A 23,381-nucleotide genomic window follows, 5' to 3' on the forward strand; every position below is an offset into this window, starting at 1 on the left:
GAGACAACACGACACGCCATCACTGCCGCACGAGAAACGAACTATGCCTGACCAGCAGAAACGCAGCAGTCACGCTCGGAAAGACAACGGCTTCTAAGCTGACCGCAGCAGCGTTCTTGTCTGGTTCCGGCAGCTTGATGTCCACCGCACGGTCGCGGATGCGGAACGTCGCCCACGGCGACCAGTCGGTCTCATACAGGCCGCCGTCGTAAGCGGAGGTGTGGAAGGCGTAGGTCTTGCCAGGCGCAAGCCACTTGGCATCCACGGTAACCTCGGCGGGCTTCCCGGAGGCGACCATGGGGGAGACCTTGACGCCGTACTCGTTGTCTTCGATCTTGACCTGCTTGTCCGGCTTGCCGTCGGCGCCGACTGAGTAGACCTCGAAGCTCAGGTTCGCCTTGTCGCCGTCCGGGTCGGTGACGGTGTTACGAAGCACGGCCATAGTCCGGTTGACCTGCCACACCTTCTTCGCGTCTTGCTTGAAGTCCGGGCCCGCAGACGGATTCTTGCCCGAGACCGGGCGGTTGCCTGCCTGGGTTAGCGACTCGGGCCCGGCGGCCGGCCTCGACGACGGAGGCGCGTTCGGGTTCGGGTTGGGGGTGAAATCGCTGTTGGCTGCGGTTGCAACCCCCGAGCCCAGCAGCAGAGCGGCTGTGGCGGTTCCTACGGCGATGCGACGTAAGACCGCGGAGGGTCTTCTTCCTCGGTAACGAGATACGCGCACGTGGTTCCTCTCATGCCGATGCCCCGATGCAGTTGTGGCCCCCGAGGCGCGGCTTCGTAGGTCTCTTTTGTCACGCTGCCGCCCTGTCTACGCGGGTTCGGGATCGACGAGCAAGAGAGTCAAATGGGACGAGCGTTTCTATTGGTGCGTACCAAATGTGAACATGAACACGGCTGCACAAGGTTAAGAAGCTTGTGAGAGGCCTCCTGGCGGACCGCCAACGACTGACCTCGACAGCTACAAGATCCCCGAGAGAGTCAAGCTCAGGCAGGCGCGGGCAGCGCGGCGGCGGGCATGTCGAGCTGGTACGGCCGCTGGGCGGGCATCAGCGGGCAGGCCAGTCCGGCGATCGCGACGAGGTCGTCGCGGTACTTCGGCATCGCGGTGTGCAGCCAGCGCTGGGCGGCCCACCATCCCGCGGCTTCTCCGGGCGCGTAGGGGCTGTAGTGCTCGGCGGTCACGGCGAGGTCGGCGGCTGGGCGCCGGGCCCAGCTTCCTTGGGCGGTCAGGTGGTTGCGGTAGAGGGGGCCGCGGGTGAAGGCGGATGCCGGCCGATGGCCTTTCTAGTCACGCCCGGTCAGTGGGGCGACGCACCGCAGATGATCGAGGTCCTCGAACGGATCGGCGTTCCCCGCCCGCAGGGCAGTCACCCTCGCACCCGACCGGACCATCTGGGCGGCGACAAGGCATACAGCTCGCGGCGCAACCGACGCTACCTGCGAAGACGCCAGATCAAGCACACGATTCCCGAGCCCAAAGACCAGCGGGCCAACCGCAAACGGCGGGGCAGCAAGGGCGGCCGACCCGCCGGTTTCGACAGCGAGACCTACAAACGCCGCAATGAGGTCGAGCGGACGATCAACCGGCTCAAGAACTCCCGAGCCGTCGCCACCCGCTACGACAAGAGGGCCTACGTCTTCCACGGCACAGTCACCGCCGCGGCAGTCCGCTTATGGCTCCGGACTTGATCCGCCGGACAGTCCCTAGTGCTACCTGTGGACCGCGCGCGCCCTCACCCGGCACCGGGGCGGCTGGGGTGAACCCGGCAAGACCTTCGCCATTGGCCTGGGCTGCGAGATCCGCCACGCCCACCGCCTCGTCTACTCCAGCGGCCTCGACCTCGACAACGCCTCCACCGCCACCCCCATCGGCATGGGCTGCCGGGCCTGCGAACGCCTCGACTGCCCTCAGCGCGCCGCCCCCCCTCGGCCACTCCCTCTGGATCGACCAGCACACCAGCACCTTCGTGCCCTACCCGGTGACGCGGCCCCCGCAGTCAGCAGGGTGTCATCACATGTTCGTCCACCGTCGGCCTGTGCCTTGCTGGTGGGGTCCGCTCTGTAGGCTGTACGCCACCACGGACGATGTCGCCAATGCGCTCGGATTCGTATCTGTGCGCCTTCTGAGCCGGTGATCCGGACGCGTCAGATGACAGCGGTCCAACCCCACGGCCGCGGGCCACGCTGGTCTCGTACGCACGCGAGGCGGTGCTGCGCCTGGTCGAGTGCCCTCGGGTTCTGTTCGGCGGCTTGCAAGGCAAAGGTGACGAGGCGGAGTTCGCGGATGCCGCGCAGGGCTGGGTAGCTATCCCAGGCCATCACGTCGTATCCGTACGCCTCGCAGAACCGGCGGTAGGTGTCTTCGGACAGTGAACCGAATGTGTCGTACTCGATCGCCGTGGAGGTCAGGTCCCACTCCGGCGGGCCTATCGAGGTTCGTTCGAAGTCCATGAGGACCGTCCTGGTGGGAGTCACGGCGCAGTTGCCGGTCCAGGCATCTCCATGGATCACGCATGCGGGGCGTCCGGTGGGAAGGCGGCTCCACTCCTGCTGGAGCGCTTCGCATCGCTCGTGCAGCCACCCTCGGTCGTCGTCGCCGACCCACCGGGCCCTCGACAGCCGGTCGGCGACTCGCACGAACGGGTCCAGCGTTCCGATGGGGAACGACGGCCTGGGCAGGTCGTGGAGCTGCCGCAGTAGGGGAGCGAGGTCGGCTTCGGTGCCGTGCCGATGTGGCGGGAGTTCTTCCCAGAACGTTGCGGCTCGTCCTGCGGCGTGCACGGGTTGCTCCATCGGCAGTGGGCGGACAGCTGCGACGTCGTGTTCGGCGAGCCACCGGGTCACGGCGACCTCGCGGGCCGCCGCGGCTTCCTGCCCGGCGCGGGCGATGCGTACGACGATCCTGCCGGGGAGCCGCCACAGATCGTTCTCGGCGAGTCTGATCGGTTCCGCTCCTGCTGCGGACATCCCCGCAGCAGCGGTGACGTCCTGCAGGAGGCTGAAGGACTGCTGGGTGCGTGCCGTCGTCATGCCAGGACGGTAGCCCTCATCCGCTCGCGCAGTGCCGCTACGTCCGGCCTCCGGGCATGTTTCGCGGATGCCTTCGCCAGGTCCCGCATGTCGGTCACAGCGCGCTTGGATCGCAGGCGGCCCGCCTCGTCCAGCGCCCGGTTGGCCACCCACACGCCCTCCTGCGGATCACCCATGGCCATGATCAGCGTCGCGAGCTTGGTACCGGACAGCGCCCGGGAACGCACGAACGCATCGGTGTGCATGTCGATCGCGGTTTGCAGCCGACTGACAGCGAGTTGTGGCGACTGGTCGGCTCCGAGCACGATGTCGAAGGCCGCATGGCCGGTATCCCCGTGGTGCTGGGCGGTGTCGTAGTACCCCATCCACGGTGCCTCCTCGCCGTCTCCGGCTAGGCTGAAGATCTCGTCCGACTGGCCGATGGCCATCAGGGTTTCCTGGCGGTCTCCCAGCTTCGCCCAGGCCCTGGCCCGGGCATTGTGCAGCACCGCCTGCTCCCGGGGCGTGAGGCGGTCGGCGCGCACCAGCCCGTTGTCGGCGTAGGTCAGACCTGCGTCCGGGGAACCACGCCAGACGGCCTGCCGGGAGCGCCAGCTGAGCGCCATCGCTCGCAAGTGCCAGTTGTCGGCGGTCTCGGCGCACCATGTGCCGAAGTCGAAGAGCTGGGCGGCATCGTCGTGCTCGTATGCGTCGAACGCGCTGGCGCCCATCACGATGGCCAGCTGGCCGACCGAGGTGAACAGGTCCGTCTGGAGACGAGAGGGGCATCTGACGTCGAGGAGGCGCCTGGCCCATACGAGTTGGCCGATCGACGATGCCCGCACGATCCCTCCGCCGCCGTACAGGTTGTCCCAGCCGGCGAGGGTGTTGGCAGCGACTTGGACCTCTTCGATGTCTTCGGCACGGACGGTTTTGGGGAGCTGCGTCTGGATGACATGAGGGATCAGGTCGGCGAATGCTGCTGGGTCGAGGGCGGCCATGCCGCTGGCGGCGAGGAAGGCTCGGCGTTCCACGGGAAGTGGGCTGCGGCCGCAGTGGACGGCAGGGCCTCCGGCCGCCGCGGCCATGGTGTGCATCTCCGGAACGTCCGCGGGCCTTGCGGACCCAGTGCTGTCCGCATCAGCACGGCGGTTGTCCGCTTCCTCCTCTACAAGGCGCCACAGCCTACGCAAGGCGCCGCCAGCCTCCAGGGCGTCATCGAGCTTGCTGGCCAGTGCTGCGTCACAGGGACGTTCGTTCTTCTCGATGCGCTCGATGGTCGTGCTGCTGAGGTGCACCTTCACTCCCAGAGCCACCGACGAGAGGCCGCGCACCTTGCGCCAGTTGCGTAGTTCTTTGCCCCACCAGTCGCGCATCGACTTCGTGTCGTCCAGGGGTTTTGGCTTCTGTGGCATCGGCATCTCCCTCGACGCCTTGATGCGGACGGGGCCCTCGACTTGGGTTGTCCGCATTGCTGGATAATTCGAAAGATGTTGCTCCGGGCTGAGCCAGTTTCCTCGGCGTTAGTGGCTCAGTCTTCAGATGGTCGGGGGTTGTTACGTCGACAGGCCCGGAACCTGCTGGAAGGATTCCGGGCCTGCTCGACATGGTCTGGCCTTTAGCGAGGGGAGAGGCGGTCGTCACGCAGCGCGCGAGTGAAGTCCGTCCACGTCATTGGAGTCACGCTGAGGGACGGGCCGCCGGGGTCCTTGGAATCGCGCACAAGCATGGTCTGCGGGGTGTATTTGCACTCCACGCAGTCGTCGTTGGGCGAGCCGCTGTAGGAGCTCTTGAACCACACGGACTGGAACTGGTCGGCCACTGGGCTTCCTCATTGGTTTCGCAGGTGCGTCTTACGGGCCTCGGCGATAAGTTTCGCCGAGAGGTCGGGGTCCAGCGCCTCCTGGCGCAGGAAGGCGAAGCCGCTCGTGTACGTCTCCCGGGCCCCGGGCTCCTCGAGGATCAGGGAGCCGGCCGGGTTCTCGATGTAGATGACGTCCAGCGAGGGGTCCGAGCCGCCAAGGAGGATGTGACTGTTGAGTCCTGCGCTGTAGGCGCCGGCCGCGAAAGGCAGCACCTGGACGCTGATGTGTGGTTCCTGGCCGTGCTCCAGCAGGTAGTCGAGCTGTGCCGCCATCACGTCCGGGCCACCGACCACACGCCGAATCACCGCTTCGTCGAGGATCACGTGGTAGGTGGGAGCGGGCTTCCTGTCGAGGATTTGCTGCCGCTTCATCCGGATGTCCAGGTAGTCGTCAACTTCCGGCGGAGGTGGAGCAACCCCGGGGGTGCCTTTGATGGCCTCGGCATACGAACGCGTCTGCAGAAGACCTGGTACCACGCCGATCGAGTAGTGACTGATGCGGGTTGCCTCGTCCTCCAGCGCGAACAACATCAGCACCGGGCTTGGGAGCCTGCCCATGAAAGGGACCCACCAGCCTTCGGTGACCTTGCTGTTCTTCGCGAGGTCGACCAGAACCTCCCGTTCCTCGTCCGAGGCGCCGTAAGCCCGGCACAGCTGATCAACCTGGTTCCACCGCACATTGCCCTTGGCGCGTTCGTAACGGCTGACGGTGGCCTTCGATACACCGGCTCGTTGCCCGGCTTCCTCGGCCGTCCAGCCGCGCGCCTCGCGCAGCGCCAGGAGCCGGAAGCCGAGCTGCCGTCGCCGTGCCGTGGGCCCTGCCCCCTCGTCGGCCCCTTCGGTCGACTCAGCCGATCTCGTCGACGTTCCTCTCATCGCGGTGCTCCCTTCGGCGAGTCCATCCAGTCTCTGCGGGTTGTGCGTAGCGGGCTACAAGAAAGTTACAGGGCGGAACAAGCCCTGCGTGACGACTTGGCATATGCACGCAACGCCCATGCGGACACTTACGCGATGAGCGTTACATAGAGGGAGTTCCCGGCGCCATACTCCAATCCAGTCGCTACGGAGCGCAGCGAGTGCACCGTTTCGAGTGGTCGAGCCGAGAGCAACGCCCAAGACAAGGACTTCTGCGATGGCCCAGAGCATGCGCAGCTTGCCGGCCCCACTGGTATCGGGGCCCCAGCACCTCGATGGCTTCCGGAACATGGTCGGGATACGCGCCATCGCCCATCGGATTGGCCACCGACTCGCTTCCGTTGCACGTCGTGGTCGCCGCAGCCCGGTTCGGGGAAACGCCGGTGGATCGACGGGGCAGTGGAGAGACGAGAAAGCGAGTACCCGCAGCACCTCCCCCTCAACATCTGCTAGCGCTCGCGCCTCTACCACGTCCCCTTGCACGTCCAGAGGGCCGGAGGAGATGTCCATGGCTGAAGCCCCTCGTGAATCGGTGCATGCGTTTGTCGCAGCCGATCCACGGAAGGTGGGAGAACTCCGCAGGCTGGCGGGGCTTGCCTTGGTCGATTGGGGCGTCCCCGAGGATGCCGTGTACGTGGTGCAGTTGCTGGTGAGCGAGGTTGCCACGAACGCGATCCAGCATGGCGGAGGGACGGGCGTCAGCTTCACGCTCTCGTACGTGAAGGGCGAGGTCATCGGCGAGGTCACCGACGGATCCGTCGAGCGGCCCGTGCTGAGGCCCGCGGATCCGGACGGACAGCGGGAAGGCGGCCGGGGCATGGCCATCGTCTCCGATCTCGCGACGTGGGGCAGTGATGACGACGGCCGTACGACCTGGTTCCGCGTCCCTGTGGCGGACGCGGCGGCGTGGGTATCGGCATGACGCGCTTTCGTTTCCGAGAGCGGCGGCCCTGGCTATCGAGCCGTAGGTGGTACCGACGAGCGGGCTTTGGGCCGGCGGCTCGCCTGCTTGCTTCGGGAGCTGAGCGTCGTGGCTCTCGGGGAACCCTGGCTCTCCGTCGCCGATCTGCTCCCCATCCGGGTGTGCGCGGCGACCACACCTACACCCGATTTCCTCGGCCGCAGTGCGGTCGCTCCTGCGGCCAAGCCGCAGGACGTGTGCTTCGAGATCAGCCTCAGAACGACTTCGGGGGAGCCCGCGGCATGAACGAGATGCACAGCTGGCACCGGCGCCCCCGGTGCCGTGCCGGGGGTCACTGGGTGGAGGTATCCGCCTTCCAGGCCGGGGTCGGGGAATCTCTGGAGGGGTTCCAGTTCGGTGGTGTGTCCGCTGATACGCCGGCGCGAGCTGTCGCACGGCTTCGCATTCGAGTGCGGCGGATGGCATGTGGCATGCATCAGATTGCCGCCCAGCGGGCCGCCTTCACGTGGCTGAAGGACCGGTGGGCGATGGACCAGGCCATCGCTTGCATCTCCGAGGGAGCGATGTACGTGCACCTCGTTGATGAGGGACGCACGATCTATGAGTTCTCCGCCAGGCCTGTCTACCTGCCCGCGAGCGCCCACCTGCACGCCGTTCCGTACGGGACGCGGGGCGGTACGTGCGGAGATGTGCCGTCGCTGTCGGGGAGGCGGTCGGCGTGACTCATTTGCCTCGCGTCTACTGGTGTCACGCCGACTACCTCGGTCCCACCGCCGGTCGTGTTGTGGCCGAGGACTGGATGACGCCGTTCCCCGGCCGCGCCATCACCTGGATGCGGGAGGCGGTCCGACGTGTTGCACCCCGCCTGGAGCCTGAGCCCTTCGCGGTCTCCTGGGCCTGGCTCGGTAACCACGAGGGCGCGGGTATCGCGGTTCAGGAACTGCGTAGCGGAAGGCCGTACGTGCTTGAGGTGCGCACCTCTGATGCCTGCTGGAGGTGGACCGTGCACCTGGTCTCCGTGCTCCCCATGGTCGAGACGACCACGACGACCCCTGAAGCGGACCGAAGAGGTTAGGCAGGGCTGATCCTCCCGGGAACGCGCCGCTGTGACGACCGGCTGGTCGCACCCAGCACGAACCAACGAACGCCTGCTTGGAGTAAACCGCATGCCCTTTCCGAACGATCAGACAACGCCGCCCGAGACGGACCCCGGCCCGGACCACGGCGAGAGGTACTGGAAGGAGGCTGTCGAGGCCAAGAGTCGACTGGATAAGGAGCTTCGGATCGCGGGTGTGAGCATGCTGACCGGGATGGTCGAGATCGTCGGGGGCACCGCGCAAGTCCAGATGGGTCTCGCCGACCACCTCAGCGTCCAGCACCTCGCTGATCTGATCCGTGAAGGCAACCGCCCCCTCTACGAGGTGGAGGCCAAGCTGCGAGCCGCCTTCACGAAGCACGCTTTGGAGGTGCCGGATCTCTCTATCTCGGGCGGTCAATTCCACCTCGGCACCCTCACGGTCGGGACAGCGGACCGTCTGGCTCACTTGCTGGGTGCCCCGGCGCAGACTTGCGAGGGCGACTTGGACGAATGGAGCGCGGGCGAGAGTACCGCCGAACGGACCGCTCAAGCCTTCGAGGAGATCACGGGCCAGTACGCTCACGTCGAGTACCACCCCGCCTGCACGCGGCAGGGCGGCTGCAACGGAGACGCCATTGTGGAGGTCGCCAGCGTCACCCCACGCGCCGCCCGTCGCCTTGCGAGGGCCCTGCGGAGGGCGAAGGCATGACCGACGCTTCCCAGCACCCGGCCCACACCGTCCCTTCGGTGCGCACGTGGAACAGGTGGGCAGAGGACGGTCATGCTTTCCGGCTCATCACGGACACCGAGCTGGTGCGCTTTCGCACCCACTGCCTCGTCCCGGACAGGCGAGTGGCCGTGGATGCCGGTTGCGGCAGCGGTGTGTTCGCCCGCCAGGTCCATCGCTTCGGGTACGACGTCACGGGCCTCGATTTCGCCCACACGGTGCTGACAGCCGCTCGGCGCACCACTGTGCCCGGCCTCCGCTACCTTCACCACGACCTCGACCGCGGTGACCCACCCGGGCTGCCGCACCACGGCATCGACCTCGTGGTGTGCCGCCTGGTCCTGGCCTTCCTCTCCCACCCGAGCACTTGGCTCCACCGAGTCCGTGACTGCTGGCTTCGCCCCGGGGGCCGTGTGTACGCCGTCATCCCGCTGGTGGAGGAGAACGTGTCCCAGTCCGGCAGCATGACCGACCAGGAGATATCGACCCTCGGTCACGGGTGGGCGAGCGTCGTCCGCTATGACCTGCGGGGCCCACTGGCCTGCCTCGTTCTACGGGCCTCAGCCACCTAGACGACTGCCCGGTGCACCGGAGGAACTGTCCCGACGCACCGAGCGGGCACAACCGGTCGTCCTCAGCGTGCCGCGCCACGCGCCAAGGACGACCTCCGCCGGGTCTCCTTCCGCAAGAGGGAGGAGAGCGCGACTGCCGTCCCCCGCGGCGCGCGCCCCGGCCACCGTCGCCGTTGGTCACGCACGCGACGGCGGCCGGGCCCGGCACCCCGAGACCTCCACCCACGCCCCGGGGTCACTCACCCCGTTGCCACCCAGGAGATGCACTTCGTGCTTCACGCCACCCCGCCCAGACGAGAGGACCACGCGTCGACGGCAAACACGGTCAGCGGCCCCGCCACCGTCGGCACCAGTATCCAGGCTCGCGATATCCAGAGCGTCACCGTCCACACCAGCCCTCCGCCGCGTCTGCCGGTACCGCGCCAGCTTCAACCGGTGCTCGCCACCTTCACCGACCGGGAGAGTGAACTGCGCGATCTGGCAGCATCGCTGGCCGACGGGCCCCGTACCGGTGCGCGCATCCTCTCGATCTGCGGCATCGCGGGGGTGGGGAAGACCGCCTTCGCTACGCGTCTGCTGCACGAGCTGATTGCCGAGTTCCCCGGTGGACAGCTCGAGGTCAATCTGCGTGGCTTCGCACCCGGCGGTCCGGCCACCGTGGCGGAGACGCTGGGGCGCCTGCTGCGCGCCCTGTGGCCGGGGGAGCTGAGCGGCGACGCCGAGGAGCTGGCCGCGTGGTGGAGATCCATCACCGCCCAGCAACCGCCGCTCGCCGTCCTCCTGGACGACGCCACCACCGCCAGCCAGGTTCGGGCGCTCCTCCCGGGAGGCGACGGACACGTTGTGGTCGTCACCAGCCGGGACCAGCTGCCCCAGCTCTTCCAGGACGGCGCGGTCCCCTGCCACTTGCCCCCGCTGGACCCGGACGCCACCGAACACCTGCTGACCCGCTTCCCAGGCACCGAACGACTGCCCCGCGGGCACGTGCGGCGGCTGGCGACCCGGACCGGTGGCATTCCCCTGGCCATCACCGTCACCGCCACCCACCTGGCCACCCTCCACACCACCCGAAGGAACGAGTACATGAACTCTGGGTCAGGCGAACCGGCCACCCCCGGACACGCCCACCAGCGTTTGAAGACTGTGTTGGACACGGCCTACGAGGCACTGCCGCTCTCTGCCGCCCGCGTGTATCGGCTGTCCGCCTGGCTGCCTGCTCTCGACGTCGACTCCGACATGATCGCGGTGGCCTGCGTGCTCCCGTGCGAGCAGGCCGCGACGCTGCTGGACAGGCTGGCAGCGGGCCAGCTGCTGGAAGACCTCGGCCAGCTCCCGGGGCGGAGCGGCCCTGTGTACCGGTTCCACGACGCCGTACGCGACCACGCCCGCGCCCACGAAGACGAAGGCCGACAAGAAGCCGTGCGGCGCCTACTGGACTGGTACCTCGTCTGCGCCACTGACACCGAGAGGCGGCTGACCTCCAGCCACTGCCGCTTCGACCGCGATTACGTCTACCTCACCCCTACCGAGCTGATCCCGTTCACCGACGACTCCGGGGCCAGAGCCTGGCTGGAGGCCCAGCACGAAAACCTCATGCAGGGCGTGCGTCATGCCGAAGAAGTCGGGATCGATGCGATGGCCTGTCAGCTCGTGCTCGCCATGTGGCCCTGGTGGCGCAGCCACCACAACTACACACTATGGGATGAGGCGCACACGATCGCCGTCCGGGCCGCGAGCCGATGCGGTGCTCAGGAGGCCGAGCGGGTCCTGCTCAACACCCGGGGCGTAGGCCTGCGCTCCAGCGGCCGATACCGGGATGCCGCCGACTGCTTCAGTCAGGTCCTGGCCCTGGCCGACGCCGCCGACGACCACCGGATGCAAGCCCAAGCCTTCTACGAGCTGGGCGTCACCAGCTACGCGACGGGCCAGAGCAGCGACGCCGAACCGCTGCTGCTCCGGGCCCGGGAGATGCGGCTGGGTCAGCGGGACCGGCGGGGCGCGGCACTCGCCGACATCATCCTCGGCTGCATCCGCTTGGAGGCGACGAAGATCCCCCAAGCCATGGACCACTTCATCACCGCACGCACCGTCCTGACCGACTGCGACTTCTTCGACGCCGCCCGCGCCCTGGCGTGGCTGGGCCGAGCACACGCCCTCGCCGGCGACTATCCCGGAGCGGTGCACCTGCTGACCCAGGCCAGGACGGAGTTCGAGGAGACCGACTCGCCACGCTGGATCGCCCGGACATGGGAAATGCTCGGACACACCGCCCAGGAACAAGGAGATTCCGCCCATGCGAGCCAGTACTACACGGCCTCCCTGGAACGGTACGACCAGATCAACCCACACGACGCCGAGCGAGTGCGTCAGTGCCTTGGCCAACTGGCGTAGTAGACCCGGGGGACGGATGGCCGAGCCGGGTCTCGCCACCACCCGCGGGAGGGCACATCTCGCAGATCAACATCCTGCTGATCGCCGCGAATCCCGCGCGGTATCCACAATGGCCGACCTCATGAGAGGAATCTGTTGATCAATCTCAAAAATATTATCCGTGGTGTTCTGTCAATTTGGGGACGCAAGAACACCACGTGCGCTGGGGGCACGCAGTGGTGTTGTGCGACGAACACTGCGCTTGCCACAAGGCGGTGACCGTGCGGCGACTAGTTGGCGCGGAGCGGGCAAGGTGGGCCGCGCACTTCAAGGTGGCGTACGAGGCTGGGGCTTCGATACGTGACCTGGCCAAGGAGGCCGGACGGTCCTACGGGTTCATGAACAGGCTCCTGGTGGAAAGCGGGGCCGTGATGCGCGGTCGCGGGGGTGACCAGCGGAGTGTCGGAATTCGGGCACAGTCCGCAGATCGCAGGGCACAGATCGAGGCGTGTGGAGCAAGGCTCAAGAACCGGTACGAGGATGGGGCCTCGATCAGTGAGCTGGCTGAGGAGGCTGGTTTCTCCGAAGTGCACACCTACCGTCTGCTTGTCGAGGCGGGGACCAAGATTCGTCGTCCGGGTCCAGCGCCTCGGAGTACCAAGCGCAGCAGGATCGTGAACGGTTCTGACGGGAGCTGAGCTTCCGCCCTCCGGGCAGGGGTCGAATCGCCTATCGGGCACTTCCAGCTGTCCCTGGCCCGTGTTCTTGCGGACCAGGGACAGCTGTGCGTTGCGTCGACCACCTCGTCCCAGTCGATTGGATAGATGCGGCCGCCACGCCAGCTGCAGGCGCCGGAGCCGCGCAGTTGTGCTGCCTTCTGTGTGTCATGAGCAGAGCGGATGCTCCAGGTGTGCCCTACCGGCGCGAATGGGGGGAGTGCGCAACCCCGTGTGCCACCACACGCCATTTCACCCTCCAAGAATCGCGTGACGCGTCGTGAGAATGTGAATTCCAGTCAGGGGGTTTATGCAAGAAAGAGGTGACAGTAGTGACTGCAAGTGCAGGGAGGGTGACCGTAGCGCTTAGCCGAACGCATCGAATACTGATCGGCGTGGTCGTCGCCGGGGCGGTGGTGATCGCCGCGATCGGCTTCGCGGGGTCCTACACCGCGGTCCGCGACCTCGCCGAGAAGAAGGGCTTCGGCGCCTTCTCCAACGTCTTCCCCATCGGGATCGACGCCGGGATCTGCGTCCTGCTGGCCCTGGATCTGCTGCTGACCTGGATCCGCATCCCCTTCCCCCTGCTGCGCCAGACCGCGTGGATGCTGACCGCGGCCACCATCGCCTTCAACGGCGCCGCCGCCTGGCCGGACCCGATCGGCGTCGGCATGCACGGCGTCATCCCGGTGCTCTTCGTGGTCTCCGTGGAGGCCGCCCGGCACGCGATCGGCCGGATCGCCGACATCACCGCCGACCGGCACATGGAGTCGGTCCGCATCGTCCGCTGGCTGCTGGCGCCCATCCCGACCTTCCGGCTGTGGCGCCGGATGAAGCTGTGGGAGCTGCGCAGCTACGACGAGGTCATCCGGCTGGAACAGGACCGGCTGGTCTACCAGACCCGGCTGCAGGCCCGCTACGGGCGGCAGTGGCGCCGCAAGGCCCCGGTGGAAGCGCTGATGCCGCTGCGGCTGGCGCGCTACGGGGTGCCGCTGTCCGACACCGCCCCGGCGGGCCTCGAGGCGGCCGGGCTGGAAGCGAGCACCTTCTCCCCCGCCGCCGCGTTGCGAGGAGAGACAACTACGGCTCGGGAGACTGCGCCGAAGACGAATGAGGAAGCGGCCCACCAGCCGGGCCATGAGACGGCGGACGGGGCGGTCGAGGCCCGGGGGCACCCGCACCACGCCCCGTCGCTCACGCTGCTCCAGCGGGGCACGGGAAGCCCCCAGCGCAGGTATGCCGCGGAGCAGCACGAGCAGCTTTATGTCGAGGATGAGCTACTGCGGCCACGCGCCGCGGCGGTGATGCCGCACGACGTCGCGCGCGATGAGGTGTTCTACGCTACGTACCGCGAGTACCTCGCCGACAACGGACGCTTCCCCTCGGCGTACCAGTTCGGGCAGCGGCTGCGGGAGACCTACGGCGTCGCCGACCTCAGCAACGAGGAGCTGACCGGCTACGTCAACGGCTACGAGGACCGGTACCGCGAAACCGCCGATGAAGGCTCCCCTGCCCCAGGCTCGGCAGAGGGGAAGCAGGAGCGCCTACCCATGGGTGTCGGCGCTGACCGGCCCTGGGAGGTTCCCCGGACCATGTACGGGCATGATCGTGGCCATGCTGTGCCGGGGCAGCGTGACCGGATGCCAGAACCGGGCCGCCAGAGCCAGCCGGGCTCTGAGGATCCGCCGCCTGCTCCCCGGAGAGACCACCCGATCAATGATCCATCAAGCCCGCACCACATCAGCACCACGCCGCCAGCCGAATCCCAGTCACCAGAAGCAGCCCCATCTGACGAGCACGGCCCGGCCCCCGAGCAGCTTGCGCACAAGCGTCTCTCTGTCAGCGAGACCGTCGCGGACCGCTACTTCACCGCCTGGCGCGAATACCGCGACAAGCATGGTGAACCTCCCAACGGGGAGCAGCTCTCCTTGTGGCTCCACGCCCGTGGCGTCACTGGCAGGAACGGCAGGGCGGTCAGCGCCAGCACCCTGCGCCGGTACATCTCCTCGTACCTCTGCTACGAGGTCTGGGCCGAACACGCCAAGTCCCATGGCCAGGAGCCGACCGCAGAAGGGCTGGAGAAACTGCTGGCTGATCGCAGGCTGATGCGAAACAACGGCGGCACACCGTGGACCGTGGCAGACCTGGAGCGCCTCCTGCCCGAGTTCAAGCGGCGGCGCCAACTGCGGTCGTCCACGCACTGATCGATGCGCTGGCTGTACCGCGGACGTTTCCCCTGCGGGACGCACCAGCACTACACGAGAGCCCCTTCGACTCCCTTCACCTGGAGGTGATGTGACCGACCAAACGGGACGAGCTCTCGCCCGGCAAGACCGGACCCCGGCCGTCCCTGCCCCTGCTGGGCAGCCCGATGGATATCCGAGGCGGGTCCGTGCACTGTGCATCGGCCCCGATGCCAGCTCGCGGCGTGTCGACCTCCCCGGGGAGGCCACTGCGCAGCGAGCCGCCCTAGAGGAGCTGATCGAGGGCCCTGTCGACCGGGGCGTCTACCACCGGCAAGCACTGGTGCTTGTGCACGGTGCTGGGAGACAGATGCATCTCCCGGTGAACGTGGCTGCTTGGGCGTTGGCCTGTGCCTGGCGGGGACTGGACCTGCCGTACCTCTTGTATGGCCCGGCTGTCGTCACCGGGCAAGGCGCTGGCGGGGCCGTCCGGGAACTGGGCGAAGGACTGACCGACGAAGCCGAGGATGTGGTCCGCAGGGTGGGGGAGCTGCGCAATGAGTGGGCTACCCGGTTCCCGGTGGACGAGTCCGCTGCCCGGCGTGAACTGCTCGCGTACGCGCGGCGAGCGGTAACTGGCTCGCGGGGGCCAGCCTGATCGGTTGTCGGGGATGCGGAGCGCGAAGAGTGCGCAATTGATCTTGCGGGAACGCTCGCACGAGCGCGGAGGAGCTGTGCAAGCAGCTCAGCGCACTGCGCAGCTCGGTCTGGCCGGATCGGCGGGCGCGACACCCGGGGTGTTTGCGCAGCTCCCTTGCGCTCTACACCACGTCCTTGGAGGGAGTGTCGGTGAGGAGGGTTTTGATCAGTTCCTCGGTCTCTGGCTCGAAGTCGAGGTCGAGGGCGCGGTTGGCCTGCTGGAGGGTGGTGATGGCGGAGTGGAGCCCGGCTCTGTTGCCTGCTCGGTGTTCGATGCGCATCCAGTCGCGGTAGAGGATTTCCGCGTACGGCTCGGCGTCGATGCCGACGGCGACGGCGCGGCGGGCGGCATCAAGGTGGTGCTGTGAACCGTAGGCGAAGCGGTAGGTGGCCAGCGTGTGAGCGATGTCCACGATGCGGCTGATCATCTCCTGCTGCAGGGGCGCGGCCCAGGGGAGATCGCGGCCGCCGAGGGGCCTACCGCGGACCAGGCCGAGGGCCTGTTCCAGGTCGCTGACAGCGGAGCCTGTGGGGCCGGAGGCCAGCCCGCGTTCGGCGAGCTGCTGGAAGCGGGTCCAGTCGCAGCGCACAGCGGGGGAGAGGCGGTAGGGGTCGGATCCACGCGTCCGGCGCGGCACGTACGGATTGCCCTCGGTATCGGTGCCGAGCCGGTTGCGTAGCCCGTATATGCGGGAATTGAGGGTGGCGGTGGACCATGGCGTCACAGGGTCCATGGCCTCGCAGATGCCGACGGCGTCGCGGTGCGGCCGGAAGTACAGCAGGAGAGCGAGTTCGGACAGCTTGGGTCCGTGGCCGGAGGCGCCGATGCCGGTGACTTCGAGGGGGCCGAGCACCCGGATCTCCGGTTCGTGCAGATCGCGTGCCGCAGGAGCTTCCGTTCCGGGATCGGTACCGTCGTTCCCGCTTGGGACCGCGGCCTCGCCGTCCGGGCGTGCTTCGTCGGGGTCCTCAGTGTCCTGGGGCTGTTCGCCCGCAGGGTCCGCGGCCGCGGGATCCGGGGCGGGCCGGGCGTCGGGGGAGTCGGCATCGGAATCGGCGTCTTGAGGTTCTGCGGCGGGGGAGAGGAGCCGGAGCCCAGCCGGGTCGCCGACGGCTCCGAGCAGGGCGGGGAAGGCAACCTCCTGGGGCGGCTGGTCCTCGGCGGCTGCAGCCTCTTGGGGCGCCTGCACGCCGTCCGGGAGGGAGGGCGCGGTGGGGTCGTCGGGCTCGGACGGCACGTTCTCCCACACACCGGCAGCCGGGCGGGAGGGTTCGTCGGCGACGGCGAGTGTCTCCACGAGCTGCTGATAGTCGTCGGCGGAGATGGACTGCAAGCGCAGCCGCACGCCGAGGGCCTCCAGCTCCTGCGGGGCGCCGGGGTAGCGTGCGTCCACGCGGACTGCATCGGGGAAGAGCTGGCTGATGCCGTCGGCGGGAAGCACCGCGGCGACCCGCAGGCCCCGGGCCTTGTCGAGCGCGTCGGCCAGCTGCCACGCCTCGTTCTCCCTGATGTGGGTGGCGCAGATCAGCATCCACGGCAGCTGGGCGCCGAGTTCGGGTTCCTGGTGGGCTTCGAGGAGCCGCTCGCCCAGGTCCCGGACGGCGGCCGCGGCGTGGGGGAGATGCCGGACCCGGCTGGTGGGCAGCAAGCGGGGTAGCTCGCGGCCGAGCCCGACGAGGAGGATGTCGGCCTGGTCCGCCCATGGGCTCATCCCCGTCTCCAGCGCGATCGCCGTGCACACAGCGGCGACCTGCTCGGGGTCTCCGTCGATGAGCAGGGTACGCAGCTGGGGGAGGTTGACCAGGTGCAGATTGCCGTCGTTGTCGGCGCCGAGCGTCGCCAGGCCCGGGTAGGGGGCCGGGGCCTGGCGCGCCTGGTCCGGCTCCAGGAGGTTGGCTTGCTCGTCGAGGGTCCACCAGCCCGCCTCGGCGGCGGTGAACGGTGGCAGGGGGGCGAGGGGTTCGTCGGGAAGCAGGCCGACGGTCCGCGGGGTGACCCGTGCGCCCCGTACCGGAGGCAGGCTCGTGCCGGTCTGGTCGGCGTGGTGGGCGAGGGTGCGCAGCGCGGTGTCGAGGAGTTCGGCGCTGGCGGGGGTGGCGCTGGCGGTCAGGGCCTGTTCCAGGCGGCTGGTGTCCTTGGGCATGGCGATGGTCTCGCCGGGCTTGCGGCGGCGCTGCTGGAGCAGGCGCCGGATGCCGAGGCCGCCGATGACGATGGCGGCTAGCAGGGCACCGATACCGGCGATGGTGCGCATCTGGATGCCGTCCGCGTGCGCGGCGGGTTCGGCGGCGGGCTGGTGTGGCTGCCGTTCCGGGGCGGTCGGTTTCGCCGTGGCCGGTGGGTGTGCCGATTCTGTGCTGCCCTCACCGCGTTGGTGGTGTGAGGGGTTGTCCGAGCGGTTGCTGGCGCCCGGGCTGGGTGTCTGCTGGCCGGGGTGGGAGGGGGCCGTGGAGTTGCCCGGGACGGGGGAGGAGTCGCGGTTTCCGTGGTCTTGTGAGGGAGCCCGTTCGCTGTCGCGTTGCGCGGGGCGGTCTCCGGCGGACGGGTCGGAGGTGGGGAGGGCGAGTCGCTGGCCGGGGTAGATCTGGTCCGGGTCGGTGAGGGGGCGGGCGCTGGGGGTGTTGGGGTTGTGGTTCAGGTCGAAGATTTCGCCGTAGCGGCCCGGGTCTCCCAGCTGGGTCTCGGCGATCGCGGAGAGGGTGTCGCCGGGTGCGACGGTGACGGTGCGGGTCGGGGTGTGCGGCTGCGGGGGAGAGCCGTCGGAGTGGTCGGCGGGGGGCAGCAGCAGTGTCCAGCCGGGCTGGAGGAAGACATCCGGGTCGAAGCGGCCGCCGTCGGTCATGGTGCGGCCGGTGTTCAGCTCGGCGATCGTCGTCCAGAGCTCGCCGCGGCCTAGTTCCTTCTCCGCGATGCTCCACAGGCTCTCGGCCGGGCGGGCGTCGCGCACGGTGTAGGTGCGCTGCCCGCTGGTGCGCTCGGCCGTCCGGTGTGGGGCCTGGTGGTGGTTGGCCGCTTGCGCACCGGGTGTGGACTCGGCGGTCGGGGCAGCGGTAGCCGATGCCGGAGTGGCCAGCGCGGTGCCGGTGGGCAGCAGAACGAGGATGCTGCTGACGAGGGTGGCGGCGGCGCGGCGGCTGACGGTGAGACGGGGGCGCAGTGCGCGGCCGCGGAGCTGGGCGGGGATCTCGAGCAGGACGCACAGCGTGAAGTGGCCCCAGGCGATCCAGGCAATCACGATCAGCGCCAGGAGGAAGGCGCTTCCGGTGTCCTGACGGTCGAGGAGGTGTGGGAGGTCGTCGCGGGCGATGTCCCACACGGGCCCGGTGACCATGGCCAGCAAGACAGGAAGCCCGATGACGGCCGCGGCCAGGACCAGGAGGCTGGCCAGGCTACGCAGGACCGCGCGGCGGGGCGCCGGGGGCGGGGGAGTGGGCATTTACGGGCCTTCCTCGGGAGCGTCGACACCGTGGAGGAGGGTGGCCTGACCGTGTCCGCTGACATCCAGCGAGGTGACTCCGACGACGGCCAGGAACTTGGTGTCGTAGGTGGTGCGGGTGGTCACCGTCAGGGTCTGGCCGTCGGGCGAGACGCGGACGCTGCCGGTCACGCCGGTGGCCCGCAGATAAGAACGGGCCGCAGCTTGGGCGGCCTGCGGGTCAGCGACGAGCGCATGGCCGGGGATGGCCTGGCCGGGGTCGATGGCCTGGCCGCCGGCCCGGGCCGCTTCGGTGGCCAGAGCATCTGCGCGTTCCACGGCCCGGGCTTTGCCGCCGCCGTCGACGGCGATGCCGATGATGGCCAGCAGCGGCAGGACGCAGATGGCCAGGAAGGCTGAGACGCCGCCCCGGTCTCCCCTGGGGCGGCGGGCGCGGCAGAACGCGACGAGGGCCGGGGCCGGGTTCCAGCGGATCTTTCGCATCCTCAGGCTCCTTCGCGTTGCCGGTACTGGTCGACGACGGACGTGAAGGACGACTCCAGCGTGCGGGACCCGGGAACGGGCAGCAGCAGATCGGCGAGGTCGACCGTGCACCGTACGGTCACGGTCACCGAGCCCGCTTGTCCCAGCGCGGCGCTGAGGCCACTGGTATCCACCGCCACGCTGGTACTCGCGCAGCTGACGCCCTGGTCGGACAAGGACTCCTCGGCGGCGGCCTGCGCCGCCTGCTGGGCGGTGGCTGCCGAGCGCGCGAGCGAGGCCTCGCGCGCGGCATCCTCGGCCGCCGCGTCGATTTTCGAGCCCGAGACCACCAGGCGGCCTCCGGCCAGCGCCAGACACAGAAACCCGATCAGCAACGGGGTGATGATGGCGGCCTGGACCGCCTCACTGCCCCGGTCCTCGGCGAGACGATCACGAAGCGTGCGCGACACGTCAGCCTCCCGGCGTGGTGAAGCGTTCCACCGGCCCGGACGCGGACTGGGTGACCGCCAGGTCCGGCATGAACGGCAACATCGACGGAGCCGTCCCGTGGACCTGGACGCGGACCCGCTCCTGCGTACTCCCGCCCGTCGAGACCGAAGCACCCCGCAGACTGTCCCCCGCGGTGCGCTCCAGCACCTGGCGGGCGCGTGCCGCTCCTTCGCCGGGCCCGGCCTGGTAAGTGCGGCCCGCGGCGACGCCTTCGCGCGCGGCGGTCAGGGCGATCTCCCGGGCGTAGTACCACATGCTGGCCTGCACGACCGCGACCGTGAGCAGGATGACGACCGGGAAGACGATGGCCATCTGGACGGAGGCGTCACCGCGGTCGTCGGCCAGCCGGGGTTTCCACCGGCCCCAGACGCGTCGCAAGGCCGCGCCCATCAGATGCCTGACAGCTTGCCGTTGTACTTCGCGATCACCGCAGCGATCGTCCCGGCGATCAGGATGGCGCCGGTGATGCTGGCCACCCAGATGATGACGGTGGTGATGCTGATGTCGCCCCGGTCGGGACGGCTCCTGGCCTCCTCCAGCCGCTCGTCCAAAGCGGCAAGGAACACGGCCGACTTCGCGGTGAGGTAACGCGTAATCATGATTCCACTTCCCCTTTTTTGTCCTTTTGTCCTTGGTGAGCGCGCGGGTGGGCGCGGTGGTCAGGCGGTGAGGATGCGCAGGACGGCCGGGAACGCGATCAGCAGCATGACCAGTACCGCCAGCAGGGCGCCGGGGGCGGTCATCTTCTCGCTGTCCGCGTTCGCCTCGGCGGCCTGCGCCTCCAGCAGCTCGGTCCGCAGACTCAGCGCGCGGGCCCGCAAGCTCGTGTAGACCGCGGCACCGTCATGCGCCGACCGGCGCATGATCTCGGCGATGTCCTCCAGGACCGGAAGCTCCAGGTCACGGTGGAGGTCCTCCAGCGCTTCCCACGGTGCGATCCGGTCGACCCGCGCCCGCAGTAGCGCCTGCTGGAGCAACTGGAACGGCCACCCCTGCCCCACGCCCGCCGCCCGCTCCATGGCCTCGGTCGGCCCGGCGCCGCCAGCCCGCTTGAGCGCGACCAGGTCCAGGTAGGCCGTGATGCTGTGGGCGAACTCCTCCCGGGCGCGCTTGGCCTGGTCCCGCACTTGCAGATCCGGCACGACCCACAGCAGGGCGGCGACCGCCAGACCAGCCACGCCCGGCACATACAGGGGCACCCCCGCCCCGAGCAGCAGCCACGGTGCCGCGGCCACCACCGGCGCCAGCAGCCCCAACACGGCCAAGGCGACCTTGGTCAGCAAGAACCGCTCCGGGGTCTGCCGCAGCAGCGCGAGATTCGTGGTCGGCATCCGTACACCGGGCAGACCACCGAGCCGGTCGACCAGCCACCGCCCCCACACCGCGTCCCGGGCCCGGGGCTCCTCGCCCAAGTCGGCGGCCTCCGGCGGTGAACGCCGCAGGGCCGCCGCCAACGACGGCTGCGGACGCAGCAACTCGTGGACCAGCAGGGCAACGCCTGCCCCCGCAGCGCATCCGGCCACCACAGCAGCGCTATTGATCATGACGCCTCCAACGGTTCGGCCGCAACCGGCTCGGCGGCGACGCGGACCCGGCTGCGCGGGTCAGCGACCAGGAACCGGGGCACCGGCCGGTGATCGGCCAGCGACCGCATCCACGTCAGCACGGCGATGAACCCCGCGGACACCGCGGCCAAGACCAGCTCGCCCAGCAGACTCCCGTACGGTGCGGTGTAACCGGGCACCAGGAAACCGAGCCCGACCACTCCGACGGTGATGATCGTCATCCAGCGCACGGTCTGCCGCGGCTTGGCCCGGTCAGCTTCGATCTGGCGCCGCTTGCCGACCTCCTCACGTACTGTCTCGGCCAGGTCCTCCAGCGACTGCGCCAGCCCCGGGCCGCGGTCGGCGATCGACAGAAGTAGCGCGGCCACCACCTTGTCCGCGGTGATGTCGCCCAGCTCGTCGGCGAACTCCCGCAGCGCGTCCTCCGGCGTCCAGCCGAGCTGGAGCCGGTCCGCCAGGGCCGCGACCGGCTCTTCCAGCACGGCCGGAGCACCCTTCCGGCTGGCGATGAGCGCCTGCTGCAAGCCCCGGCCCACTCGCAGACCATCAGCCAACTGGCGCGCCCAGTGACTCAGCGCCTCCAGCTGCACGATGCGGACCTGCGAGGAGTGGGTGGGCGACAGCAGCCAGGGCACTCCCACCACCACGAGCCCCACGAGAGCACCGGCCACGAACACGCCGGTCACCAGCCAGACCGCCAGCCCGAGTACGCCACCGGCCGCCCAGCGGGCCCGCCGCCGCATCCGTTGCTCCACCGGATCCGGCCGACCGGCGCTCCGGGCATGCCACCGGGCCAGCAGGCCCGGCCGCGGGGGAGCGGTCGTACCGGCCAGGCCAACGGCCAGCGCCACCAGACCGCCGATATCGGCCATGCCGCACGCCACCATCACCAGCGCCGTCACGCCGCCCCCACCTTCAGCGACAGCGGCTGCCCGGCCCAGCTGTCGTACGACGGGCTGAGCAGATGGTCGCCGAACCCCACCCGCCGCAGGTCTGCGATGCACGCCGGATACATCCGTGGCACCGCCCGCACTTCGCCGAACTCCTCACCCGGCGTGAAGATCGCGTTGGTTGCGGGACGCCCGTACTCCCCGGTCCCGGTCACCTCCAGCACATGGGACACGTACCGGTGACGGGACCCGCCGATCTTCGTCTCGTCCAGCATCCGCACGTAAACGATGAAGTCGAGCCCGTTGGCGGCCTGCCGGTACGCCAGATGTTCGCTCATGTTGCCCTGGGCCAGCAGATACAGCTCGGCGATCCGGTCGAAGACCACCGACGGGTCCGAGGCATGCAGCGTGCACAGATTGCCACCCTGCCCGTTGGTCATCGCCTGCAACATGGCCACGATCTCCGGGCCGCGCACCTCTCCCACCACGATCCGCGACAGCGACATCCGCAGCGCCCGGTACATCAGGTCCATCAGTGTGATCTCGCCGGTCGCCCGCCCGTCCGGACCACGCTCCCCGTTGGACTCGCGCGCCTCCATCGCCACCACCTGCTGGTGGAAGCCGTCGGTGTGCGCGAACAGCTCGAACTCGGTCTCGATGGTTGCGAACCGCTCGTCAGGGTCGATCTCCTTGAGCAAGGCGCGCATCAACGAAGTCTTCCCGGCCGCTTGCGGACCGGCGATCAGTACGTTCTTCTCCGCCTTCACACAAGCCGACAAGAATGCCGCCAGCGTGGGGTTGATCGCGCCCAGCCGCACCATGTCGCCCAGATCCGCATCCTGCACCCGGTGCCTGCGGATCGTCACATACGTCTGCGGGCTCACCGCCGTGACCGCCTGCAGCCGCGACCCGTCCTTCAGCCTCAGCGCGAGCATCGGGCTGGCGGTGGTCAAGGTGCGCTCGCTCTGCCCGTCGTCCGCACTGGCCAGACGCCGCAGCAGCTCCAGCAGCTCCTCCTCCGAGTCCGCCACCGGCGCCACCCGCTCCCGCCGCCCCCCGGCCAGGTCCAGCCACACCTCGCCAGGGCCGTTGATGAAGATGTTCTCCACCAACTCGTTGTCCAGATGCGGCTGAAGACGCCCCGCCCGGAACAGCTCGTCGAACACCGCACGGGCCAGCGCCGCGTCCTCCGCCGGAGCCGGGCTGACCCCGCGCTCGGCTGCCGCCGCGTCCGACCACTCCGCCACCGCCGCGTTGATCCAGTCCCGGGCCCGCTGCTCCACGCTCGCCGCCGCCACATACGGCTGACCTTTGCGGTACTCCGTGACCTGCCGGGCCACCCGGTCCTTGACCAACGCGACGGCCTGACGATCGACCACCAGCTGCGGCACCGGACCGCCCATCACGGGAGACTGCGCCGCGCCCACCGGCGCACCGGCACCCCGCTCCACGCGCTCCG

At 69.0% G+C, this 23,381-nt stretch carries 21 protein-coding genes and 2 pseudogenes; 9 read left to right on the plus strand and 14 right to left on the minus strand.

All coding sequences use genetic code 11. The annotated features are described in order from the left end of the window. Positions 1-19: 19 nt before the first annotated feature. Together ACZ59A_RS42690 and ACZ59A_RS42695 are read right to left on the minus strand one after the other, a co-directional pair. The gene (locus ACZ59A_RS42690) at positions 20-724 is read right to left on the minus strand and encodes a hypothetical protein (protein WP_470970683.1); all 705 of its coding nucleotides are present in this window, start codon (positions 722-724) and stop codon (positions 20-22) included. A 263-nt stretch (positions 725-987) separates the two neighbouring features. After that, positions 988-1,185, minus strand: a complete 198-nt coding sequence (locus tag ACZ59A_RS42695) for a hypothetical protein (protein ID WP_470970684.1) — start codon at positions 1,183-1,185, stop codon at positions 988-990. A 69-nt stretch (positions 1,186-1,254) separates the two neighbouring features. Here ACZ59A_RS42695 and ACZ59A_RS42700 point away from each other — a divergent pair. Next, positions 1,255-1,692: pseudogene (locus ACZ59A_RS42700) on the plus strand (IS5 family transposase); the annotation flags it as partial. A gap of 22 nt (positions 1,693-1,714) precedes the next feature. After that, positions 1,715-1,997 (plus strand): annotated as a pseudogene (locus tag ACZ59A_RS42705) (short-chain fatty acyl-CoA regulator family protein); the annotation flags it as partial. 151 nt (positions 1,998-2,148) lie between these two features. Here the strand turns inward: ACZ59A_RS42705 and ACZ59A_RS42710 are convergent. From ACZ59A_RS42710 to ACZ59A_RS42725, 4 genes are all read right to left on the minus strand, one after another. Beyond that, complete coding sequence (locus tag ACZ59A_RS42710; RefSeq protein ID WP_470970686.1) at positions 2,149-3,033, minus strand: phosphotransferase family protein; 885 nt, start codon at positions 3,031-3,033, stop codon at positions 2,149-2,151. Then, on the minus strand, positions 3,030-4,427 hold the full coding sequence (locus tag ACZ59A_RS42715) for a helix-turn-helix domain-containing protein (protein WP_470970688.1): 1,398 nt from the start codon (positions 4,425-4,427) through the stop codon (positions 3,030-3,032). The genes ACZ59A_RS42710 and ACZ59A_RS42715 overlap by 4 nt, the downstream gene beginning before the upstream one ends. A gap of 203 nt (positions 4,428-4,630) precedes the next feature. Beyond that, positions 4,631-4,834: a DUF397 domain-containing protein gene (locus tag ACZ59A_RS42720; RefSeq protein WP_470970691.1), complete on the minus strand. Its 204-nt coding sequence runs from the start codon at positions 4,832-4,834 to the stop codon at positions 4,631-4,633. Between the two features lie 9 nt (positions 4,835-4,843). Next, on the minus strand, positions 4,844-5,752 hold the full coding sequence (locus tag ACZ59A_RS42725; RefSeq protein WP_470970693.1) for a helix-turn-helix domain-containing protein: 909 nt from the start codon (positions 5,750-5,752) through the stop codon (positions 4,844-4,846). A gap of 541 nt (positions 5,753-6,293) precedes the next feature. Here ACZ59A_RS42725 and ACZ59A_RS42730 point away from each other — a divergent pair. The 7 genes from ACZ59A_RS42730 (at position 6,294) to ACZ59A_RS42760 (ending at position 14,380) form a co-directional block, all read left to right on the plus strand. Continuing rightward, complete coding sequence (locus ACZ59A_RS42730) at positions 6,294-6,713, plus strand: ATP-binding protein (RefSeq protein ID WP_470970695.1); 420 nt, start codon at positions 6,294-6,296, stop codon at positions 6,711-6,713. Positions 6,714-7,183: 470 nt separating this feature from the next. Next, positions 7,184-7,435: a hypothetical protein gene (locus tag ACZ59A_RS42735; RefSeq protein WP_470970698.1), complete on the plus strand. Its 252-nt coding sequence runs from the start codon at positions 7,184-7,186 to the stop codon at positions 7,433-7,435. Positions 7,436-7,879: 444 nt separating this feature from the next. Next, positions 7,880-8,500, plus strand: a complete 621-nt coding sequence (locus ACZ59A_RS42740) for a hypothetical protein (protein ID WP_470970700.1) — start codon at positions 7,880-7,882, stop codon at positions 8,498-8,500. Next, the gene (locus ACZ59A_RS42745; RefSeq protein ID WP_470970703.1) at positions 8,497-9,090 is read left to right on the plus strand and encodes a class I SAM-dependent methyltransferase; all 594 of its coding nucleotides are present in this window, start codon (positions 8,497-8,499) and stop codon (positions 9,088-9,090) included. The genes ACZ59A_RS42740 and ACZ59A_RS42745 overlap by 4 nt, the downstream gene beginning before the upstream one ends. A 261-nt stretch (positions 9,091-9,351) precedes the next feature. Continuing rightward, positions 9,352-11,481: a tetratricopeptide repeat protein gene (locus ACZ59A_RS42750; protein ID WP_470970705.1), complete on the plus strand. Its 2,130-nt coding sequence runs from the start codon at positions 9,352-9,354 to the stop codon at positions 11,479-11,481. A gap of 260 nt (positions 11,482-11,741) precedes the next feature. Then, positions 11,742-12,158 (plus strand): helix-turn-helix domain-containing protein, encoded by a 417-nt coding sequence (locus ACZ59A_RS42755; protein ID WP_470970707.1) that lies wholly within the window; start codon positions 11,742-11,744, stop codon positions 12,156-12,158. Positions 12,159-12,571: 413 nt separating this feature from the next. Beyond that, positions 12,572-14,380 (plus strand): DUF2637 domain-containing protein, encoded by a 1,809-nt coding sequence (locus ACZ59A_RS42760; protein WP_470970710.1) that lies wholly within the window; start codon positions 12,572-12,574, stop codon positions 14,378-14,380. An 800-nt stretch (positions 14,381-15,180) separates the two neighbouring features. On the opposite strand, the gene ACZ59A_RS42765 is transcribed toward ACZ59A_RS42760, so the two are convergent. The 8 genes from ACZ59A_RS42765 to ACZ59A_RS42800 are packed head-to-tail and all read right to left on the minus strand — an operon-like array spanning position 15,181 to position 23,325. Beyond that, the gene (locus ACZ59A_RS42765; protein ID WP_470970712.1) at positions 15,181-18,495 is read right to left on the minus strand and encodes a BTAD domain-containing putative transcriptional regulator; all 3,315 of its coding nucleotides are present in this window, start codon (positions 18,493-18,495) and stop codon (positions 15,181-15,183) included. Beyond that, a complete protein-coding gene (locus ACZ59A_RS42770; protein ID WP_470970715.1) occupies positions 18,496-18,978 on the minus strand; it encodes a Tad domain-containing protein in 483 nt (160 codons plus the stop codon). 2 nt (positions 18,979-18,980) lie between these two features. Then, complete coding sequence (locus ACZ59A_RS42775) at positions 18,981-19,427, minus strand: TadE/TadG family type IV pilus assembly protein (RefSeq protein ID WP_470970718.1); 447 nt, start codon at positions 19,425-19,427, stop codon at positions 18,981-18,983. Position 19,428: 1 nt separating this feature from the next. Beyond that, positions 19,429-19,845 (minus strand): TadE/TadG family type IV pilus assembly protein, encoded by a 417-nt coding sequence (locus ACZ59A_RS42780; protein WP_470970720.1) that lies wholly within the window; start codon positions 19,843-19,845, stop codon positions 19,429-19,431. A gap of 11 nt (positions 19,846-19,856) precedes the next feature. Further along, a complete protein-coding gene (locus ACZ59A_RS42785; RefSeq protein ID WP_470970723.1) occupies positions 19,857-20,066 on the minus strand; it encodes a hypothetical protein in 210 nt (69 codons plus the stop codon). 60 nt (positions 20,067-20,126) lie between these two features. Then, entirely contained in the window at positions 20,127-21,011 is an 885-nt protein-coding gene (locus ACZ59A_RS42790; RefSeq protein ID WP_470970726.1) for a type II secretion system F family protein, read from the minus strand. After that, positions 21,008-21,934: a type II secretion system F family protein gene (locus ACZ59A_RS42795; RefSeq protein ID WP_470970728.1), complete on the minus strand. Its 927-nt coding sequence runs from the start codon at positions 21,932-21,934 to the stop codon at positions 21,008-21,010. The genes ACZ59A_RS42790 and ACZ59A_RS42795 overlap by 4 nt, the downstream gene beginning before the upstream one ends. Next, a complete protein-coding gene (locus ACZ59A_RS42800; RefSeq protein ID WP_470970731.1) occupies positions 21,931-23,325 on the minus strand; it encodes a CpaF family protein in 1,395 nt (464 codons plus the stop codon). Before ACZ59A_RS42800 ends, ACZ59A_RS42795 begins: the two co-directional genes overlap by 4 nt. Positions 23,326-23,381: the final 56 nt, after the last annotated feature.

The sequence above is a fragment of the Streptomyces sp. NPDC040405 genome (assembly GCF_055595765.1).

Coding starts and splice junctions, on each gene's coding strand:
- ACZ59A_RS42785 (WP_470970723.1), bottom strand. CDS start 20,066: ATGATTACGCGTTACCTCACCGCGAAGTCGGCCGTGTTCCTTGCCGCT.
- ACZ59A_RS42800 (WP_470970731.1), bottom strand. CDS start 23,325: ATGGGCGGTCCGGTGCCGCAGCTGGTGGTCGATCGTCAGGCCGTCGCG.
- ACZ59A_RS42730 (WP_470970695.1), top strand. CDS start 6,294: ATGTCCATGGCTGAAGCCCCTCGTGAATCGGTGCATGCGTTTGTCGCA.
- ACZ59A_RS42750 (WP_470970705.1), top strand. CDS start 9,352: ATGCACTTCGTGCTTCACGCCACCCCGCCCAGACGAGAGGACCACGCG.
- ACZ59A_RS42715 (WP_470970688.1), bottom strand. CDS start 4,427: ATGCCACAGAAGCCAAAACCCCTGGACGACACGAAGTCGATGCGCGAC.
- ACZ59A_RS42740 (WP_470970700.1), top strand. CDS start 7,880: ATGCCCTTTCCGAACGATCAGACAACGCCGCCCGAGACGGACCCCGGC.
- ACZ59A_RS42770 (WP_470970715.1), bottom strand. CDS start 18,978: ATGCGAAAGATCCGCTGGAACCCGGCCCCGGCCCTCGTCGCGTTCTGC.
- ACZ59A_RS42735 (WP_470970698.1), top strand. CDS start 7,184: ATGCATCAGATTGCCGCCCAGCGGGCCGCCTTCACGTGGCTGAAGGAC.
- ACZ59A_RS42710 (WP_470970686.1), bottom strand. CDS start 3,033: ATGACGACGGCACGCACCCAGCAGTCCTTCAGCCTCCTGCAGGACGTC.
- ACZ59A_RS42725 (WP_470970693.1), bottom strand. CDS start 5,752: ATGAGAGGAACGTCGACGAGATCGGCTGAGTCGACCGAAGGGGCCGAC.
- ACZ59A_RS42745 (WP_470970703.1), top strand. CDS start 8,497: ATGACCGACGCTTCCCAGCACCCGGCCCACACCGTCCCTTCGGTGCGC.
- ACZ59A_RS42790 (WP_470970726.1), bottom strand. CDS start 21,011: ATGATCAATAGCGCTGCTGTGGTGGCCGGATGCGCTGCGGGGGCAGGC.
- ACZ59A_RS42765 (WP_470970712.1), bottom strand. CDS start 18,495: ATGCCCACTCCCCCGCCCCCGGCGCCCCGCCGCGCGGTCCTGCGTAGC.